At 72.2% G+C, this 19438-nt stretch carries 17 protein-coding genes; 7 read left to right on the plus strand and 10 right to left on the minus strand.

Translation table 11 applies throughout. The annotated features are described in order from the left end of the window. Window positions 1-34: 34 nt before the first annotated feature. Both AB0B58_RS28215 and AB0B58_RS28220 read right to left on the minus strand, forming a co-directional pair. On the minus strand, window positions 35-2185 hold the full coding sequence (locus AB0B58_RS28215) for a M48 family metalloprotease (RefSeq protein WP_360229631.1): 2151 nt from the start codon (window positions 2183-2185) through the stop codon (window positions 35-37). Between the two features lie 164 nt (window positions 2186-2349). Further along, the gene (locus tag AB0B58_RS28220) at window positions 2350-3849 is read right to left on the minus strand and encodes a beta-N-acetylhexosaminidase (protein ID WP_360229633.1); all 1500 of its coding nucleotides are present in this window, start codon (window positions 3847-3849) and stop codon (window positions 2350-2352) included. Window positions 3850-3961: 112 nt separating this feature from the next. On the opposite strand from AB0B58_RS28220, the gene AB0B58_RS28225 reads away from it, so the two are divergent. Next, window positions 3962-4501, plus strand: coding sequence for a GNAT family N-acetyltransferase (locus AB0B58_RS28225; protein WP_360229635.1), 540 nt, complete (start codon window positions 3962-3964; stop codon window positions 4499-4501). Window positions 4502-4510: 9 nt separating this feature from the next. On the opposite strand, the gene AB0B58_RS28230 is transcribed toward AB0B58_RS28225, so the two are convergent. The 4 genes from AB0B58_RS28230 to AB0B58_RS28245 form a co-directional block, all read right to left on the minus strand. After that, the gene (locus tag AB0B58_RS28230) at window positions 4511-4999 is read right to left on the minus strand and encodes an NUDIX domain-containing protein (protein ID WP_360229637.1); all 489 of its coding nucleotides are present in this window, start codon (window positions 4997-4999) and stop codon (window positions 4511-4513) included. A 56-nt stretch (window positions 5000-5055) separates the two neighbouring features. Beyond that, the gene (locus AB0B58_RS28235) at window positions 5056-5898 is read right to left on the minus strand and encodes an LLM class flavin-dependent oxidoreductase (RefSeq protein ID WP_360229639.1); all 843 of its coding nucleotides are present in this window, start codon (window positions 5896-5898) and stop codon (window positions 5056-5058) included. 41 nt (window positions 5899-5939) lie between these two features. Continuing rightward, complete coding sequence (locus tag AB0B58_RS28240; protein ID WP_360229712.1) at window positions 5940-6485, minus strand: NADAR family protein; 546 nt, start codon at window positions 6483-6485, stop codon at window positions 5940-5942. Window positions 6486-6647: 162 nt separating this feature from the next. Then, window positions 6648-7646 carry a YafY family protein gene (locus AB0B58_RS28245; RefSeq protein WP_360229641.1) on the minus strand — a complete coding sequence of 333 codons (999 nt, stop codon included), beginning with the start codon at window positions 7644-7646 and terminating at the stop codon, window positions 6648-6650. 62 nt (window positions 7647-7708) lie between these two features. Between AB0B58_RS28245 and AB0B58_RS28250 the strand changes: the two genes are divergently transcribed. From AB0B58_RS28250 to AB0B58_RS28270, 5 genes are all read left to right on the plus strand, one after another. Further along, a complete protein-coding gene (locus AB0B58_RS28250) occupies window positions 7709-8680 on the plus strand; it encodes an ATP-binding cassette domain-containing protein (RefSeq protein ID WP_360229643.1) in 972 nt (323 codons plus the stop codon). Between the two features lie 3 nt (window positions 8681-8683). After that, complete coding sequence (locus AB0B58_RS28255) at window positions 8684-9421, plus strand: ABC transporter permease (RefSeq protein ID WP_360229645.1); 738 nt, start codon at window positions 8684-8686, stop codon at window positions 9419-9421. A 203-nt stretch (window positions 9422-9624) separates the two neighbouring features. Continuing rightward, complete coding sequence (locus tag AB0B58_RS28260; RefSeq protein WP_360229647.1) at window positions 9625-10704, plus strand: magnesium and cobalt transport protein CorA; 1080 nt, start codon at window positions 9625-9627, stop codon at window positions 10702-10704. Further along, complete coding sequence (locus tag AB0B58_RS28265; RefSeq protein ID WP_360229714.1) at window positions 10701-11207, plus strand: GrpB family protein; 507 nt, start codon at window positions 10701-10703, stop codon at window positions 11205-11207. Before AB0B58_RS28260 ends, AB0B58_RS28265 begins: the two co-directional genes overlap by 4 nt. 235 nt (window positions 11208-11442) lie before the next feature. Then, window positions 11443-14028, plus strand: a complete 2586-nt coding sequence (locus tag AB0B58_RS28270) for a lipopolysaccharide biosynthesis protein (protein WP_360229649.1) — start codon at window positions 11443-11445, stop codon at window positions 14026-14028. A 62-nt stretch (window positions 14029-14090) separates the two neighbouring features. Here the strand turns inward: AB0B58_RS28270 and AB0B58_RS28275 are convergent, their stop codons facing one another. The 3 genes from AB0B58_RS28275 to AB0B58_RS28285 all read right to left on the minus strand — a co-directional run bounded on the left by AB0B58_RS28275 (window position 14091) and on the right by AB0B58_RS28285 (window position 16176). Then, window positions 14091-14546, minus strand: a complete 456-nt coding sequence (locus AB0B58_RS28275) for a hypothetical protein (protein ID WP_360229651.1) — start codon at window positions 14544-14546, stop codon at window positions 14091-14093. A gap of 165 nt (window positions 14547-14711) precedes the next feature. After that, complete coding sequence (locus AB0B58_RS28280; protein ID WP_360229653.1) at window positions 14712-15578, minus strand: hypothetical protein; 867 nt, start codon at window positions 15576-15578, stop codon at window positions 14712-14714. Window positions 15579-15690: 112 nt separating this feature from the next. After that, window positions 15691-16176, minus strand: coding sequence for a GNAT family N-acetyltransferase (locus AB0B58_RS28285; protein ID WP_360229655.1), 486 nt, complete (start codon window positions 16174-16176; stop codon window positions 15691-15693). A gap of 175 nt (window positions 16177-16351) precedes the next feature. Here AB0B58_RS28285 and AB0B58_RS28290 point away from each other — a divergent pair, with 175 nt between their 5' ends. Further along, on the plus strand, window positions 16352-16747 hold the full coding sequence (locus tag AB0B58_RS28290) for a DUF2750 domain-containing protein (RefSeq protein ID WP_360229657.1): 396 nt from the start codon (window positions 16352-16354) through the stop codon (window positions 16745-16747). Here AB0B58_RS28290 and AB0B58_RS28295 read toward each other — a convergent pair. Beyond that, window positions 16709-19318, minus strand: a complete 2610-nt coding sequence (locus tag AB0B58_RS28295) for a transglycosylase domain-containing protein (protein WP_360229659.1) — start codon at window positions 19316-19318, stop codon at window positions 16709-16711. The two genes, AB0B58_RS28290 and AB0B58_RS28295, sit on opposite strands and share 39 nt — an antisense overlap. Window positions 19319-19438: the final 120 nt, after the last annotated feature.

Genomic DNA, 19438 nt, shown 5'->3' on the forward strand with positions numbered 1-19438 from the left:
TTCGGGGGCGCGAACGGTTCAGCGGACGGGGTGACTATCTGGTACGAGAAAGGAACGCTACGGCGTCGTCGAGGGCGGCCCAGCCGCCGGACAGCTCGTCGGAGTCGAGCGCGGTCCGCAACCGCAGCGTGCCGCCGTCGCGCAGGCTGAGATCCCAGCTTCGGCGCTTGGTCCGGGTGGCGCCGGCGACTTCGGCGTAGGGCACGAACCGGCTGCCGGGAGCGGCGGCATCGCGCTGGGGCGCGTCGGCCGCGGCGAACCGAGCCAGCCGCCGCTTCGCGGAGCCGTTCTGCGAGCGTGGCAGCCCAGGCACCAGGAACAGCCCGGTGTCGACGATAAGCACGTCCGTGCGGGCGCCGTCGACCACCAGGTTGACCACACCGCCGACCACCTCGGGCCGGGTCTGCGCGATCTCCGCACCCGGTGCCGCCGCCGCGTCGATCCCCAGGGCGGCCAGCCGCTCCCGGGCGGCGGCGACCGTCGCCGGGTCGCTCGCCAGCGCGGCCAGGCCGCCGAGGTCGAGGTGCGAGGAGTCGGCGGCGACGAGCTCGGCGGCGCCGGTCCAGCTGTGCCGCCAGCGTGCGGCGCCGCTGTGCAGTGCGGCCAGCGCGAGCAGCAGCGTGACCAGCTCGGCGACCCGGCCGGCGGTCTCCTCGGTGGACAGGCCGGTGAAGACGGACTCGGCCGCCTTGTGCAGCCGGCCGTCCGCGGCGAGATCCAGCACGTCCGCGGCGTTCACCACGGGCGCACCCGCGGCGCGCGAGATCGTGGCCAGCGCGGCGTCGGCCTCGCGCTGCATCTCGACGGTTCGGGCCACGCCGAAGAACGCGTCCCAGTCGACGGTCGTGCGGCCCTGCGGCGGGAACGCGACGCCCTGCAGCGCCCGCCCGAGCCCGGGCAGGTCGGGAACGAGATCCCCGGCGGGCGCGCCGAGCCCGGCGCCGTCGCGGTGATCCGCTTGGGCGCCGGGGGTCTTCCCCTCCGGCGCCGAAGCGGCCTCCGCATCCTGATCGGCATCGGGCGCGCCGGCCGACCGGTCCGCCGCCGGCGCCGAGGCCGGATCGCCCGCGCCGACCAGGCCGGTCGTCCCGGCGCCCGGCTCCTCGGAACTCGCACCCGGCGCTTCGGTGGGAGACCCGGTGACGGCGGCCGCGTCCTCGCCGGTTCCCGCCTTGACCCCGGCGGCCTGCGTTCCGGCCGGGATGCCGGCAGGCTGCGTTCCGGCCGGCGAGTCGGCAGGCTGCGTTCCGGCCGGGGAGTCGGCAGGCTGCGCGGTCAGGGCGGCGAGGCGGTCCGTCACCGGCGGGTGGGTGTCCCACGCCGACAGCGTGCCCGGGTCGCGGGCGCGCAGCACCGCGACGTCGTCCGCGCGGGCCGCCAGCACCCGCAGGAAGCCCCCGAAGATGTCGTCCGGGACGTGGCCGGCCTGCCAGCCCGGGCCGAGGTACTCCGCGTGGAAGATCCGCTGCAGGGCGTCGAGGGCGGGCAGGTCACGCAGCACGGCGATCGCCGCGGTGCGGCCCGCGTAATCCGCGGCGATCCGGTCCGCGGCCAGCTCCTGGGCTCGGCTGAACGGCGCGTCGACCCGCCGGTAGAACTTCGCGTACGTCCGCAGCAGCGGGCCCGCCGGGTTGCGCGGCGGGATGCGTGGCACCGTCCGGGCGACCGCGACCCGGCCGCGGTAGGCGAGCGGCGCGAGCCGGCCCAGCCGGGGCGAGAAGTGGCCGAGCTCGTGCGCGGCGACCGCACGCAGGTGCGCCTCGTCCCAGGCCTGAAGCAGCGGCAGGCCCAGATAGAGATCGCGGCGGCCGCCGATCAGGCCGAGCAGGTGGGTGCGCTCGATGATCTTCGCGGCGGCGTCGGCGACGATCGTGACCCGGTCGGGGGCGCGGGTGCCCGCCGCCGCGGCGGCGCCGTCGAGCAGCGCCCAGAGCTGCGGGGCGTCGGCGCGGGCGACCGGGATGCCGATCGGCTCGCGGCGCCGGGTGTGCAGGGCACGCCAGGTCGCGTAGGCCATCACGCCGACGGTCGCGATGCAGACCGGCACGCCGAGCCGCAGCGCGGTCCTCCCCGGGAGCATCGAGAGCAGCAGCAGGACGGGCACCACGACGAGCGCGAGCTGCGCGGCCGCGACGATCAGGAATCCGGCCAGCGCGGTCGCAGATGCCAGCACCCTCTTCTGCACGCGGGCAAGCCTAGGGGTGGCCTCCGACCGGCCGACATCCGCCGCTCGGCCTTCCGCCACGATCAACGGACCGAACTCCCCCACGACGTGCGGAAATATCGCCCGGAAGACATATTCCAGTCACCGAGATTTAAGAAAGATTTCGGTACGCCCCGGCGGGACACCTAGGTCCAGGGGATCTCGGGCGACGGATGGAACGCGACGCCCTGATTACGCCAGCGCGGCGCGAACGCGGCCAGGCGGGCCCGCAGCGACTCCCAGTCGTGCGCGCTCCGCGGCGACCACCCGATCTCCGCGATCGCCGGGAGCCGGGGGTAGGTCATCGTCTCGACGTCGGTGAGGCTGCGCAGGGTCTCCGACCACAGCGGGGCCTCCACGCCGAGCAGGGACTCCTCGCCGACCCCGGGCAGGCGGTCGGCCGGGTCCCACCCGTACGCACGCTCGACGTCGATGTGGCCCGCCCAGTCCAGGCCGAGCGGGCTGTCCGCCGTGTACTTCATGTCCAGATACGTACGGTCGGCCGGTGACATGATCACCTTGCTGCCGTTCGCCGCCGCGCGGGCCGTGCCGTCGTCGGCGGCCTCGGTTCGCCAGTACTGCGGGATCGCGGTGTCCGGCAGCTCCACCCCGGCCATCTCGTGCCAGCCGATCGCGCGCTTCTCGTACTTGGCGACGAGCGGCAGCACACGCTGGATGAAGGTGCGGTAGTCCTCGGCCGTGGTGGCCTGCGCCTCGTCGCCGCCGATGTGCAGGTAGGGCCCCGGGGTCAGCGCGGCGACCTCACGCAGGACGTCCTCGATGAACGCGTACGTGCCCTCCTGGTCGGCGACGAAGGAGCTGTAGCCGACCTCGCGGTCCGTGCGCTGCGGCACGGCGAGCCCGTCCGCGGTGAGCTCCGGGTACGCGTGCTGGGCCGCGTTGACGTGGCCGGGCATGTCGATCTCGGGCACGATCGTGACGAACCGCTCGGCCGCGTACGCGACGATCCCGGCGTAGTCGGCCTTGGTGAGAAAGCCGGGTCCGGTGCCGTCGACGCCCGTACCCTCGCCGCCGCTGATCGCGGTCAGGGCGGGCCAGCCGTCGATCTCGAGCCGCCAGCCCTGGTCGTCCGTCAGGTGCAGATGCAGATGATTGATCTTGAATTGGACGATCGAATCGATATAGGACCTGATCTCGTCCGACGTGAAGAAGTGCCGGGCGAGGTCGAGCATCGCGCCGCGGTAGGCGAACCGGGGCCGGTCGACGATCTGCCCGCCGGGCAGCACCCAGGCGCCCTCCTGCGGCGTGGCCGCGTCGATCGCGGCGGGCAGCAACTGCCGCAGCGTCTGCACGGCGGCGAACAGTCCGGCGGGCGCGACGGCGTGCACGGTCGCCCCGGCGGTGCTCACCTCGAGGTGGTAGCCCTCGTCGCCCAGCGCGTCATCTCCGTCGAGCAGCAGGGCGATCGCACCGGACCCCTCGCCGACCGGCAGCGCGAAGCCGGTGGCGGGGCGCAGCAGGGCCGCCAGGTGCTCGCCCACCCGCCGCGCCTCGACCGATCCCGGCGCCGTACGGATCGCCGTACCCGCATCGATCGTGAAGGCCGCGGCCGGGTCGGGCCGCACGTCGGCCGGCGCGGGGATCACGTCGCCGAGCCCTCTGCGCTCGAGTACCGGTTCGCTCACCGCTACGCCCTCCCCGTCTCCGGACCGCCGATCGGTCGGCACGACTCTAAACCCTGTTTTCAGTTTCCGGGCGCCGCGATGAAGCGCGTCACGCCGCCGTTATCGTGGCGCCATGGCGATCACCACCCGGCCGGCCGTCCCGGCGGACGCGACCGACCTGCACGAACTCGCGGCACGCACGTTCGGGCTGGCCACGCCGCCCGGCACGCTGCAGAGCGACATCGACGCGTTCGTCGCGGAGCACCTGGCACTGTCCAGCTTCGACAAGTATCTGGCAGATCCGGCCCGAATCCTGCTGCTGACCGAGGATGACGGCGCCACGATCGGCTATTCCATGCTGGTCGCCGGGCCGATAGCCGATCCGGAGCTGGCGTGCACGGTGGCGGCCGCGGGACCCGGTCCGGCCATCGAACTCAGCAAGTTCTACGTCGCCGCGGACAGTCACGGCTCCGGCGCCGCGGGCACGCTGATGGCCGCGACGCTCGCGGCGGCCGCGGCGGCGGGCGCACGGCACTGCTGGCTGGGCGTCAACCAGCTGAACGCGCGGGCCGTGAGGTTCTACACCAGGAACGGCTTCGAGATCATCGGCACGAAGCGCTTCCTGGTCGGCGAGATCTGGCACGACGACTACGTCCTGGCCCGCCCGCTCTGACCGCCGGGGTCAGATGCTGCGGACGGCCGGGGCGCTGAACCACGCGCCCGAGCCCGGCAGCAGCGCCCATTCGATGCGCTGGCGGGCCAGCTCCGAGATCGGGGGCAGGTCCGCCAGGCCGAACCAGCCCACGGCCAGCGACTCGTCGTCGTTCACCCGGGCCTCACCACCGACCGCGCGGCACCGGAAGGTGATGTCGACGAACTCCGTCTGGTCGCCGTTCGGGTAGGTGTTCGGCGGCTGGGTGAACACGCTGCTGACCCGCTCGGGCACGACGTGCACCGCCGTCTCCTCGTACACCTCGCGGACCACGGTCTCGGCCGGCTGCTCGCCCGGGTCCATGACCCCCGCGATCAGCGCCCAGCGGCCGCTGTCCGAGCGCTGCCCCAGCAGGAGCCGGCCGGCGTCGTCGAAGACGACGGCGGTCACGCCGGGTAGCAGCAGCGGGCGGTGCCCGACGACTTCACGGAGGCTCTTGATATACGGCGAAATGGGCATGCCGGACAAGATAATGCCGTCGGGCGGCACCGCCGACCACGCCGCGCAGCGTGTTGTCAGCCGATCAGTGGGCGGACCTCCTCCGCGACGAACCGCACGAAACCCTCCGGGTCCGGATCGTCGGCGGTCGGCTGCAGGACCACCGTCGTCGCGCCGGCCTCGGCGAAGCGCTCGACCGTCGCGGCCACCGCCCTGGCGTCCCCGGCCGCCCCGGCGAAGTCCATCCCGAAGCTCTCCTGCTGCTTCGCGATCCGCCGCGCGCCCGTCGGCCCGGTCGCGGCCGGCACGAACACGACGAGTTCGTGGCCCTCGCGGCCGCCGATGTGCTCGCGGGCGGCCGACACGCCCTCCGGCGGCGTCCCGCCGGTCAGGATCGTGCCGTCGGCCAGCTCGCCCGAGAGCCGCAGCGTCTTCGGCCCGGTCGCGCCGATCAGCAGACCGGGCGCGGGGTCCGGCGCCCAGTCCAGTGCGACCGCGTCGAGCTTCACGTAGCGACCCCGGGTGGTCACCGTCTCGCCGTGCAGCAGGGCTCGCAGCGCGGTCGCGTGCTCACGCAGCATGGTCATCGGCGAGGCGGCTTTGGCGCCCACCTGAGCCATCCACTCCTGCACACCGTGACCGATGCCGACGATCGCCCGGTCGCCGAACATCCGGCGCATCGTGGCGATCTCCATCGCCGCGAGGGCGACGTTGCGGAACGGCACCGGCGCGATGCCGATGCCGATCTCGAGCCGGGTGGTCCAGGCCAGGGCGGCCGAGGCCGCGGCGACGCCGCCGTTGAGGAAGCAGTCCTCCCACAGCCAGAGCTGCTCGAGGCCGGCCTCGTCGGCGGCGCGGGCGATGTCGCGCAGCCGCTCGGGCGGATTGGAGGGCAGGAAGATCGCGCCGAGTCTCGTCATCGGGCCATCCTCCACGGTGCCTGTGACAGAAGCGGGGCCCGTCAGACGAGCCGGGCGCGCGCCTCCATCAGGGCGAAGCCGAGCAGGTTGAGCCCGCGCCACCGGGCCGGGTCGGCGGCGCGCTCGTCCGTCGCCGCCAGGCCGATGCCCCAGATCCGGTCGGTCGGACTCGCCTCGACCAGGATCCGCTCCCCCGTGCCGACCAGGAAGTCGCGCAGCTCGGGGCGCTGACCGAACTTGGCGACGCTCGCGTCGACCACGATGGCGCGGCGCTGATCGGCCCAGGTCTGCTCGTCGAAGCCACGCACCCGGCGCCCCAGCATCTTGGCCTGGCGTGGGTGACTCGCCGCGACGATGCGGCGCGCGGCCTCGTCGTCGCCGAAGCACAGCGCCTTGCGCCACATCATGTAGTGCTCGGCCGTCTGGAAGCGGATGCCGTCGACGGTGAAGGTTGACGGCCACCACTGGCTGAGACAGCCGGTGCCGATGGAGCCGTCCCGCTGCGGGCGGTGGCCCCAGAAGAACAGGTATTTCACCCGCCGGCCGGCCAGGGCCAGCTCGATCACCTCGTCGACGGTTCCCGGCATCTCGTTCACGCCGGGAATTATGCCGCCCGCCTCCGACATCTTTCCCGCGATTTCGCCGTGCGCACCACATAGGACTGTCGGGACGGGCGGCATTATTAAGTTGAGATTTATATAAGCCGAGCTGCAAACGCAGGGGGAAAGTGTCGGGGGTGATCGATAGATTCATCGTGCGGATCGGCGCCACGGGGGCGCCGATCCGTCCATCTGACCGGCGGCGCCGCGCAGCAGGGTCTCGGCCGATTCGCGGATCCGTCCGGGCAGTTCCGGCGGCGACTCCACCGTGAAGTCCGCGCCCATCGCGCCGAGGATCATGACCGGCCAGCTCAGGTCGTCCACGTTCATCCGCAGCCGGCACGCGGCCGGCGACAGCTCCTCGACCGTCGCCCAGTGGCCGACGAACTGCCGCACCGGCTCCGCCGTCCTGTGGATCACGACCGACACGTCGTAGCGGTTCGGCGCCGCGGCGAGGCGGGCGCGCATCCAGGCGACGGGATCGCCGCCCGGTATCTCGCGCGGGCGGAAGCGCGCCCCGGTCGGGGCCGGCGCCGCCAGCCGGTCGACACGGAAGCTGCGCCAGTCGCCCCGGTCCAGGTCCCAGGCCACGAGATACCAGCGACGGCCCAGCGACACCAGCCGGTGCGGCTCGACGTGACGCGCCGAGGGGTCGCCGTCGCGCGGCGTGTAGCCGAACCGCAGCCGCTCCTCGCTGCGGCAGGCCATCGCCAGCGTCGTCAGCGTCGTCGCGTCCAGCGTCGGGCCGCCGCCGAAGACACCCGGCGCGGTCGCGGCCTGAAGGGCGTCGATGCGCCGGCGCAGCCGGGGCGGAAGCAACTGGATGACCTTCGCCAGCGCGCGCACCGAGGTCTCCTCGAAGCCTGCCACCGCGCCCGCCGCCGCCGTACGCAGGCCGATCGCGATCGCGACCGCCTCGTCGTCGTCGAGCAGCAGGGGCGGCACCGCCGCACCCGCCTGCAGTTGATATCCGCCGGCGACACCGCGCGCCGCGTCGACGGGATAGCCAAGCTCGCGCAGCCGGTCGACGTCGCGGCGCAGCGTGCGGGGGCTGACCTCGAGCCGGTCGGCCAGCTCGGTGCCGGGCCAGTAGCGGTGGGTCTGCAGCAGGGAGAGCAACCTCAGCATCCGCGCACTCGTGTTCGCCATGAATTCAGTCTCGCTCCGATTGCGGTCAAGAACTGGCCGCTATGAACCCTAGCGTGGGATCCATGATTGAGACGCAAGAGCTCACCCGGCACTTCAAGGACGTACGCGCCGTGCAGGGCGTCAACCTCACCGTCGCCCCCGGCGAGCTGGTCGCGCTGCTCGGCCCGAACGGCGCCGGGAAGTCCACCACCCTGCGCATGCTCACCACGCTCATACCGCCGACCTCCGGCACCGCGCGGGTCGCCGGCTTCGACGTGGTCCGCGACCAGCGCGAGGTGCGGCGGCGGATCGGCTACATAGGACAGGGCAACGGCGCCGGGCACAGCCAGCGCGGCCGCGACGAACTGATCAGCCAGGGCCGTGCGTACGGATTGAAGGTCGTCGCGGCCCGGCGCCGGGCCGCCGAGCTGATCGACTCGCTCGGCCTGGGCGAGGTCGCCGACCGGACGGTGTCGACGCTCTCCGGCGGCCAGCGCCGCCGGCTCGACATCGCAATGGGCCTGATCCACGCGCCGGAGCTGCTCTTCCTCGACGAGCCGTCGACCGGACTCGACCCGCAGAACCGCGCCAACCTGCAGGAACACATCGTGCAGCTGCGCAAGCAGCACGACACCACGATCGTGCTGACCACGCACTACCTCGACGAGGCCGACTCGATGGCCGAGCGGGTCATCGTGATCGACCACGGGCGGATCATCGCCGACGACACCCCAGCGCGGCTCAAGACCGAGCACGTCGGGGACCGGATCATCCTGGGCTTCGACCACGAGGTCGACGCGGCGGCGGCCTCGGCGGGCATCGCGCACCCGCTGCACCGGCACGGCACCCAGCTGACGATCGCCGTACCGAACGCGCCCCGGCTCGTGCCCGACCTGCTCGAGGATCTGCGCGCCGCGGGCCTCGCGGCGGCCGAGGTGGAGATCAGGCGCCCGACCCTCGACGACGTGTTCCTCAAGCTGACCGGCCGCAGCCTGCGCGAGGGCGGCGCGGCCGCCGAGACCACCGACCGCGACCCGGCACTCGTGGAGGCCTGAACCATGTCCAACCTCGTCACCGACACCGGAGTCGTCTTCAGCCGCGAGCTGCGCCCGATGCTGCGCAACCCGTTCGGCATCGTCTTCTCCATGGTCCAGCCGCTGGTCTTCCTGGGCCTCTTCGCGCCGCTGCTGCCCGACGACCTGCCGCTGCAGTGGTTCGTGCCCGGCATCGTGGTGATGTCCTGCCTGTTCGGCACGTCGATGACCGGCTCGAACCTGCTCTTCGAAATCCAGACCGGCTCGCACGAGCGGATGCTGGTCACTCCCCTGCGCCGTCCCGCGCTGCTGATCGGGCGCGCGCTCAAGGAGATCGTGCCGGTGGTCGCCCAGGCGGCGGTGATCGTGGCGATCTGCCTGCCGTTCGGCTTCGAACTGCACCTCGGCGGAGCGCTGCTCGGCCTCGTCATCCTCTGCGTCTTCTGCCTGGGACTCGGCGCCCTCTCGTACACGCTGGCGCTCGCGGCGAAGAACCAGGAGTGGCTGTTCTGGACCGTGCAGCAGACGCTGCTCTTCCCGCTGCTGCTGCTCGCCGGCATGCTGCTGCCGGTCTCGGCCGGCCCGGCCTGGCTGCAGGCCCTGTCGAAGTGGAACCCGCTCACCTACGTGGTCGACGCGGAGCGCGCGCTCTTCAGCGGCGACGTCTGGGCATCGACGACGGCGTCCGGCGCGATCGCCGCGGCCGGCGTCGGCGCACTCGGCCTGCTCGTCGGCGTCCGGGCGATGAAGCGGTCGGACTGACCTCCCGCCATCCCATCCGGCAGGGGGCCGACCATCCGGTCGGCCCCCTTGCCACCTCGTCTAGATCATGGAAACTGGACGGGCTCCGCGGCCGGCGGTCCAGACTGTGCGGCGCGGGGCGGCGCGGAGCGGATACCGTCGTTCCCGCATGTGCTGCGAGCGACGGGGGACCACGGGCGATGTTCGGGCGAGGGCGGCGGGAGATGCCGCTGATCCCGCGTACGTTCGGCCGGCTCATCGAGGGCCTCAACCGGCCCCGGCACGCGATACCGCAGGCGCGGCGCAGCAATCCCGATGCCGTCGTCGACTGCGCCGTCTACCACAACGGGATCCGTCGGCCCGGGCCCGTGCACTACGCCGACGCCGCCCGGCGGGCACACCGGCAGCGCGACGCCTTCGTCTGGCTCGGCCTGCACGAACCCGACGAGGCCACGATGGCCGCCATCGCCCGCGTCTTCGGGCTGCACGAACTCACCGCCGAGCAGGCCGCCAACGCCGGGCACCGGCCGGCCGCCGAGACGCTCGGCGACGTCACCCGGCTCGTCCTGCGCACCGCGCGCTACGTCGAGCACCAGGAGCTCACCGCCACCTCCGAGGTGGTCGACACCGGTGACGTCACCGTGCTGATCGGGCCGCGGTTCGTCATCACCGTGCGGCACGGCGCCGCCGGGGCGCTCAAGCCGGTACGCGAGGAGCTCGAGCAGCGGCCCGCCCTGCTCGCGCAGGGGCCGTGGGCGGTCGCGTACGCGGTCTGCAGCCGCATGGTCGACCTCTACCTGGACGTCGCCGGGCACGTCGAGCACGACCTGGAGGCTCTGGAGGAGGTCGCCTTCTCCGCGAGCAAGCCGCCGGACATCGCGCACATCTACCAGCTCAAGCGGGAGATGGTCGAGTTCAAGCGCGCCGTGATACCCCTGCAGGAGCCGTTGCAGCGGCTGCTCGACCGGGGCGTCGTGCCGGAGGGGCTCCAGCCGTACCTGGTCGATCTGCGTGGGCGGCTCGCCCGGGCCGTCGACCGGGTCGCCGGCTTCGACGACCTGCTGAATTCGATCCTGCAGGCGCGGCTGGCGCAGGTCTCGGTCGACCAGAACAACGACATGCGCAAGATCGCTTCGTGGGCGGCCATCGCGGCCGTGCAGACCGCCATCGCCGGGGTCTACGGAATGAACTTCGAGTTCATGCCGGAGCTGGGCTGGAGATACGGCTATCTGGGCGCGGTGCTGCTGATGGCCACGGCCGCCGTGCTGCTGCATCGCCGGTTGAAGAAGGCGGGTTGGCTGTGACGATCGCGGAGCCCGACGAGCGCTGGGCCGCCCTCGGCCGGCTGGCCTGCGTGGTGCTGGCGCCCCTGTTCCTCGAGATCGAGCACGTGGGCAGCACCGCGGTGCCCGGCCTGCCCGCCAAGCCCGTCATCGACCTGATGGCGAGCGTCGACGATCTCGACGACGTGAACGACCAGGCACTGGCGACGCTCGGCTACCACATGATGCGCTCCGACATGCCGGAGCGGCTCTTCTACCGGCGCGAGGACTACGACAGCACGGGCTACCACCTGCACGTGGTGACCGCCGAGAGCTGGCCGACGCGCAACGAGCGGCTGCTGCGCGACCACCTGCTCGCGCATCCCGCGGACCGCGAGCGCTACGCGGCACTCAAGCGTGAGCTGATGGACCGGTACGGGCCCGGCGAGGCGTACACGCGGGGTAAGACCGGCTTGATCCAGGAACTGACCGACGCCGCCCGCGCCGCCCGGGGTCTACCCTCGGTACCGGTCTGGGAGGAGTAGGTCACGCTACGTGGCCGAACTCATCCCACGCATCGGGCGTTGCGGCTGTGACCAGGCATAACGCCTGAGGTCCCACACGTCGCAGAATTCCACCGAACGGTCCCGGACCCGTCACCCGGTCCGCATGATCTCCACTCCGGACAGTGCACCGAGTGTGTACCGGTCTGCCGTGGCAGCCGAACACGCAAGGTAACTACCGTTTGGCTTCGATCACTGCACTGGGGGCGGTAGCTAGGTGGAGAGCACGATAACCGAGGCCGAACCGCAGAGCCTGGATTCCGGCACCGAGGGGCCCGGCCGCACCGGCATCGTGGCCATCCTGCGCGGGCATCTGGATCTGTTCCTGAACGCCGGCTCGCTGATGGCGACGACCGCGATCACCTCGCTGTTCGGCTTCGCCTACTGGTGGCTGGCGGCGCAGAGCGCGTCGAAGGAGGCCGTCGGACAGGCGTCCGCGGCGGTGTCGGCGATGACGCTGATCGGCACGATCGGGATGTTCGGCATGGGCACCATGCTGATCTCCGACCTACCGGCGCTGCGCGGCCGCAAATGGGAACTGATCTCCACCTGCCTGCTGGTCGCCGGCAGCGCCTCGACGGTGGGCGGTCTCGTCTACGTCGCGCTCGCGCACCTGGCCATCCCCGGCCTGCAGAACGCGCTCGGCGGCACGGCCGCCACCGTGCTGCTGGTTTTCGGCATCGCGTTGAACGCGATGACGCTGGTCCTGGACGAGGCCCTGGTCGGCCTGCTGCAGGGGCCCATGCAGCTGATGCGCAACGCCTGGTTCTCGGTGATCAAGCTGGCCCTGCTCGGCGCCCTCGTCGTGCTGCCGCTCACCCTCACCGGCGGCGAACTGCTGCTCACCTGGATCGCCGGCATGGTCGCCTCGGTCGTGATCCTCGGTCGCGCCCTGCGGCGCAAGGGCATGATCGATTCGGTACGCCCGCGAGCGTCGCTGCTGCGCGGCCGGGGCCGGTCGACGTTCGACCACAACCTGCTGAACCTGGCGACCTACCTGCCGCGTGCGGCGCTGCCGCTGGTCGTCACCGCGGTGCTGTCGGCCGAGGCGAACGCGTCCTTCTATACCGCGTTCATGGTGCTGTCCTTCCTCGCCATGGTCCCGGGCAACGTCGCGCTCACGCTCTTCGCGGTGGCCAGCGGCGACAAGGCCGCGCTGCGCTCCAAGGTGCGGATGGGCCTGCTCATCTGCCTCGGCGGCGGCCTGCCCGTCTCGCTCGTGGTGGTCTTCGCCGCGAAGCCGATCATGAGCCTCTTCGGGGCGGGCTACGCGGAGAGCGCCGGGACCGCGCTGATGATCCTGGCGCTGACCTACCTGCCGTTCGTCTTCCACCACTTCTTCCTGGCGATCTCGCGGGTACAGGGCCGGGTCCGCGGAGCCGGCATCTTCTCGGTCTTCGCCGGCGTCGCGGAGCTCGCCGCCGCCTGGTACGGGGGCAGCCGCGGCAGCCTCACCGAACTCGTCACCTGGGTGGCGCTGGTGATGGCCGCCGAGACCGTGCTGGTCGCGCCGACCGTGCTCCGGGTCGTCTTCGCCCGTACACCTCTCGAGGAGAACATCATGTCCACCACCAGCCTGACCCTGCGCGAACGCGCCTGGCTGCCGCTGGAGTACATCCGGACCGTCGGCCCGCTGACCGGCGTCACCGCCGAACGGCTGCGGAACGCGCTGATCGGGCTGCACGCCGCGGACCCGACGCACCGCGCCGTGTCGCGGCTCGACCGGGCCGGAGCGCGGTGGGAGCACATGGACGCGGCGGCCTTCGCCGCCTACGTCGCCGAGGCCGTCACCGACCTCGGCGACGGGCCGGTCGATTTCGACGCGATGACCCGGGAACTGCAGGCGGAGCAGCGCGCGCACCACCCCGTACGGATCCTGGCCGGCGGCGGCTACGTCGCGATGAAGGTGGCGCACGCGTACGGCGACGCCGGGCCGGTCAACGTGCTCCTGCGCGAGCTCGTCCGCGCGGCCGGCGAGGAGCGGCCGGCGGTCATCGCCGCGTCGGCGCGGCACCGCTGGGCGCTGCCCAAGGCCTGGTGGAAGCAGTTCGGCACCAAGCCGGGCCGCTGGAAGCAGGGGCTGAGCTTCGCCCGGCCGCCGCACCAGGAGCAGTCCGCGACCCGGCCCTGGACGGCGAGCCTGACCGTCGAGACCGCCCGCTCCGCCGACGTGCTGGGCAAAATGCGGGTGTGGCGCGACGAGCACTCGCCGGGGGTCACCACGTCGGCGATCACGTTCGCGGCCTTCACCGCGGCGCTGCGGGAGCTGGGGCTGAACCCGGACATGTCCGGCGGCACGTTCCTGGCCGACGCCCGCCGGTACGTGGACAAGGGCGTCAGCATCGACAGCAACTTCTGCATGGGCCCGTACCTGAGCCCGGCGAGCCTGACCGACCCGCAGGCGATACACACCACGCTCAAGGCGGAGCTGGCCACCGGCCGGATCCTGACCATGATGCTGCTGCGCGAGGGCAAGATCGCGGTTACCGGCGCGCCGGGCCTGCCCGACCCGTACCCGGGCGAGGCGCCGATCGAGCCGCGGCCGCGGCTGACGTTCAGCAACCAGGGCCGGCACGACGTGCTCGCCGACCTGCCCTGGGCGGTCGACGTCGCCGGCCGGGTGAACCAGAGCGTCCCGACGCTCAACGGCCCCGAGGGCATCACGCTCACCACGTCCGAGATGGGCGGGGTGCTGCACCTGGAGGCGACGTTCCACGCCTCCACCTACGACCCGGCCGTGGTGGCCCGGGCGCTGCAGCTCGTCTGCGCCGACCCGGCAGCGCTGATCATGGCGACCCGCTAGGCACCACCCAGGACCGGTTCTTACGCGCGGTCGGCCGCCCCCGCCGGCCGCGCGTAAGAACCTCAGCGGTCGTGGTCGGGGTTCCGCAGCACTGGGAGCCGGAGCCAGTAGATCCTGGCCTTCTCGACCGCCTGGCTGCCGCAGGTGTTGTAGGTCAGCGTCGCCTCGAGAGGCACCAGCGTGTTCCGGTCGTAGTCCGCGTCCACCTTGAACGCCGTGTAGTCGGGCCGGCCCGGCTTTAGGTCGGCGTCCCGGCGGAACGACGTGTACGAGCCGGTGTTCTCCGGGTAGACGATCCCGACGTCCTCGCCCCTGACGGTCACCTCGGCGTCGCAGATCCGTCTGCCGGTGGTCCACCAGACCTTGACCCAGGTCGGCTCGTGCGCCTGGACGATCTCGATCCAGTGGATTATCGGGCGGGGACCGTGGTGCCCCGCGGCCGCCGGGGTCGCCGTCATCAGGCCTGTGGCCGCCATCACCGCGGCCGCCAGCACTGCGATTCGCCGGGTCCCGTTCATCAGCTCTCCAAATGCCTCAGCCAGCTTCAAACCACAATAATTCGCATGATATTGCGATCTCCGTCACGTCGAAGTTGGTTTGAAAAGGAGAGACGACGACAAACGCGTGGCCGGCCAGGTGGCCGGCCACGCGTTTGGCTATCTACGCAGCACAGACTTCAGCAATTACCCGCGCTGACCGCCGCCCTGCTGGCCGCCGCCCTGCTGACCGCCCTGCTGGCCGCCGCCCTGCTGGCCACCCTGCTGGCCGCCGCCCTGCTGGCCACCCTGCTGGCCGCCGCCCTGCTGGCCACCCTGCTGGCCGCCGCCCTGCTGACCGCCCTGCTGGCCGCCGCCCTGCTGGCCACCCTGCTGGCCGCCGCCCTGCTGGCCACCCTGCTGACCGCCCTGCTGACCGCCGCCCTGCTGACCGCCCTGCTGACCGCCCTGCTGGCCGCCGCCCTGCTGACCGCCCTGCCAACCGCCGCCCTGCTGGCCGCCGCCCTGCTGGCCACCCTGCCAACCGCCGCCCTGCTGGCCGCCGCCGTGCTGGCCACCGCCGTGCTGGCCACCGCCGTGCTGACCCCCGCCCTGCGGGCCGCCGCCGCCGATCACCACGACCGGCATGGCCAGGTTGAACGACCTACGCATCGTGCGGGCGTGCCGCCCGCAGTTGTCGTACTCGATGGTGGCGATCAGCCGCGCGACGCTGGAGCGACGGAACTGCGGGTTCACCAGGAACGTCGTGACGTCGGTGCGCCCGGGCAGCAGCGAGCCGCCCCGCGGGAAGGAGGTGAACCGGCGCCCTCCCGGGTAGCCCACGTACACGCCGCGACCGTTGACCCGGACCGCGACGTCACAGATGCGGCGGTCGGTGGTCCAGCGGATGCCGACCCAGGTGGGCGCGAAGGCCCGGACGGTCCGGATCCCGCTGGAGACGGGCACCGGGCCACGCGGCGCCGCTTCCGCGGCGGTCGGCGCCACCAGCGACGCCATGCCGACAGTGGAAGCGGCGGCGACCGCGAGGGCTCCGATTCGACGACCCTTGCTCATCCCAAATCCTCCGAAACTAGGTCACGTAGCCAAGCCTGACGGCCAGCTCGACAACCAGAGGTTATGGGAGCTTTTTACCCATGGACGCCGTTTGAGTGGCGTTTTGGGTGATTTATAGCTTTTTGACCATTATGTGGAGACCGACTAGTCCGTTCGTCCGATGATCAAATGCCTCCGGTACGGTGCCGACGATCTCGAAGCCGAGCGAGCGCCACAGGTGCACGGCGGCGGCGTTGCTCTCCACGACGGCATTGAACTGGATGCTGTGGTAGCCCTCGCAACGCGCCCGGTCGACGACGTATGCGCCCAGCGCCCGGCCGACACCCCGGCCGTGGCACTCGGGGTTGACCATGAAGCTGCCGGTGGCGACGTGCGCGCCGCGTCCCGGCCGGTTGGGGCCCATCTTCGCCGAGCCGAGGATGTCGTCGCCCTCGACGGCCACGACGGTCACCCCCGGCGGCGGCTCCATCCACAGCGCCCGCGCGTCGTCTGAGCCCAGGCCGAGCGGGTAGACGTACGTCTCGCCGGCCTCAACGATCCGCGACCAGAACGGGTAGATCCGGGGCCAGTCCTGCGGGGTCGCCTCTCTGATATCCATGGCTGGGAACATACGGCGACTCGGATCGCCGGACCCCCGAGCCCTCGCCGGCCGTGGCCGGGGAGCACGATCTGGTGCAAACGCCGAGCCCAGCACCCGGATTTATCGGTTCAAATCACCTGCAAACCCCCGATAGGGGACGATGGGTGGAGTATCGGTTACAGAGAGGGATGGCATGTCGCTCAGCGCGGCCCATTCGGCGGCGTTCCGCCGCGAGGTACCCCAGGAACGCCGGGTCTGGTCGATCCGGGACGCCGCGGGCTTCCCCGCACCCCGGGATGCGGCCGGGAACCGGGCCATGCCGTTCTGGTCCAAGCCGACGCGGGCCAAACGGGTCGTCGGGACCGTGGCGGCGTACCGGGGCTTCGACGTGGTGGAGATCCCCTTCTCCGACTGGCTCGACGACTGGCTGCCCGGCCTGCAGCGCGACGGACTGCTCGTCGGGGTGAACTGGGCGGGCGGGCGCGCCACCGGCTACGACGTGGCACCCGCCCGGATCGCCGAGTGGTTCGCCGAGCTGCCGGGCCCGATCTCACGGGCCGGGGGTCGCACCGCTCGACGGGCGGGTTGAGGCGCCGGCCTCCGGAGTCGGCGTGGTGGACGGCGACGGGGAGGCCGAGGCCGACGAGGACTCCGGAGCCGGCGCCTGCGGCAGCGGGCGTGACATGACCGTCCGCTCCGGCAGGTCGAACCTCCAGCCGTCGCGCTTCAGCTTCGGGATCAGCTTCGTCAGCGCCGCGACCGTCTGCTCACGCTCGCCGCCGCCGTCGTGGATCAGCACGATCGCGCGCGGCCTCAGCTGCTTCTCGATGCGGTCGGCGATGACATCCGCGCCCGGCAGCAGCCAGTCGTCCGGGTCGACGACCCAGCCGAGCGGGGTCTGACCGAGGTCGCTGCCGACCTTCGCGGAGCTGCCCCACGACCCGTACGGCGCGCGGAAGTACGGCACCGGCGCCCCCGGCGCGGCCGCGGCGATGGCCTCGTTCGTACGGATGATGTCGTCGCGGGCCGCGACCGCGGAGACCCGGCCGAGGTCGTCGTGCTTCCAGGAGTGGTTGCAGAGCTGGTGACCCTCGGCGACGACCCGGCGCACCAGCTCCGGATACCTCTCGACCTCCTCACCGACCATGCAGAAGGTGGCCTTGACGCGCTGCTCGGCGAGCAGATCGAGCACCTGGGCCGTGTACGGCGACGGCCCGTCGTCGAAGGTCAGCGCGAGCCGCCTGCCCTTCCCCGCGGTGTTCACGACCGGTACGCCCGGCGCCGGCCTCGAGTCCTCGTCCTTCGGCCTGGCGGCGGCCTTGGACCGCCCGGCGTCGCCGACGTCGATCCGTCCCACGTGCGCCGGCCTCGGCAGCGCCGTCTTCGGCGTGCCGTCCAGCGCGTCACGGGTGAAGTCACGCCACAGCCGCGCGGGCACGGTCTCGCCCTTGATCGCGTCGCCCGCCGAGTCGCGGATCGGGCCGGGCCGGGCCTTCCCGAGCCAGACCGCGGTGGCCAGTTCGGGGGTGTAGCCGGCCATCCAGGCGTCCTGGTTGTCCTTTGTGTCGCCCCACTGCTGCGCGCCGGCCTTGCCGGCGGCGGGACGGCCCGGCAGCACGTCGCCACCGCGCACCACGGCGCTCAGGACGGTGGAGACGTCGGCCGCCGCTTTGCTGTCGAGCACCCGCTTCGCCACCGGCGCGGACGTCCAGAGGCGCCGGCCGTCGGGGGTGGACACCGACTCCACGAAGTACCGGTCGTGCCGGACGCCGCCCGCGGCGAAGGTGGCGTACACGGAGGCGAGGTCGCCGGGAGTGACCGGATAGCGGCCGATCGCGATGTCCGACCGGGTCCTGCCCGGCGTCGGATCGCCCTTGGCGTCCACAAGCGTCGGTGCGCCACCGTACGTCCTCGCGACGCCCAGGTCGTACGCCATGGACCGGACGGTGGCCGCGCCGATCTCCTCGGTGACCGCGTAGAACGGGGTGTTGAGCGACTCGACCATCGACTTCTCGAGCGTGCAGCTCGGGCACTGCTGGTCTCCGCGGTTCGACAGCGGCACGCCGAGCCGGCCGGCGAAGAGGCGCGGCGAGCTGCCGTCCCAGCGCGACAGGTAGCCGATGCCCTCGCGCAGCGCCGCCGCGAGCACGACCGGCTTGAACGTCGAGGCCGCCGGGTGCGCCGCCGAGGCGTCGTCGAAGTAGCCTCGCCCCTGGTCACCGCCGTAGTAGGCCCGTACCCCACCGGTTGCGGGGTCGACCGCGACCAGCGCGGCCCGCAGGCCCTTCGGCTGGCTCGCCAGGTGGGCCGCGACCTGGTTGACGGCCGCGCCGTGCGCGGCCGGGTCCAGAGTCGTGATGATCGACAGACCCAGGGTGTGCAGGGCCCGCGGCGTCACGCCGTGCCCGGCCAGTTCGCGCTCGACCCGGTCGACGACCAGGCCGTCGGGGCCGGGAGCCTGCACGGTGGCCGGATTCACCGGCGGATAGTGCGGCTCCTCGGCGAGCCAGCCCTGCTCGCGCTCCGACTTGATGACCCACTCCCAGCGGGACCGTGCGGCGGAGGCGTCGTTCGCCGGGTCGAACCCGTACGGATCCTTGATCACCGAGGCCAGCACCGCGCCCTGTGCGGCGGTCAGGCGGTCCGGCGTGATGCCGAAGTAGGCGTTGGCCGCCGCCGCGATGCCGTACGCGCCGCGGCCGTAGTAGATGGTGTTGAGGTAGCGCTCGAGGATCTCGTCCTTGGTGTGCTCGCGCTCCAGCCGGATGGCGATCGCGAACTCCTTCGCCTTCCGCTCCACCGATACGTCCTGGGTGAGGAAGGCGTTGCGGGCGTACTGCTGGGTGATCGTCGAGGCGCCCTGCCGGCTGCCACCGACGTCCGCGACGACGGCGCGCAGGACGCCGCGGATCGAGACGCCGCTGTGGTCGTAGAAGTCGCGGTCCTCGGCGGCGAGGACCGCGGACCGGACCGCCGGGGGCACGGAGCTGAGCGGCACGTCACTGTGGTCGGTGGTGCCGACCCGGGCCAGGATGGTGCGACCGTCGCGGTAGTACAGCGTCGACGCCTGCGGCTCGGCCGGTCCGGCGGACATCGGCACCGACTCGACGTACGCCTCCATGGACGCGGCGCCCGCGCCGCAGAGCAACAGTGCGACCACGGCGAGCCGCGCCGCGATCCGCCGCGGATTCCATCGTTTCCGTGCCGTTGCCGGTTCCCGCCGATGATCTCCCACGCTGAGGGGACGAGAGCCGGGCGTCGATCGGTGCAGCCCCCGGCG

This window comes from Actinoplanes sp. NPDC049118, from assembly GCF_040648555.1.
Lineage (GTDB): Bacteria > Actinomycetota > Actinomycetes > Mycobacteriales > Micromonosporaceae > Actinoplanes.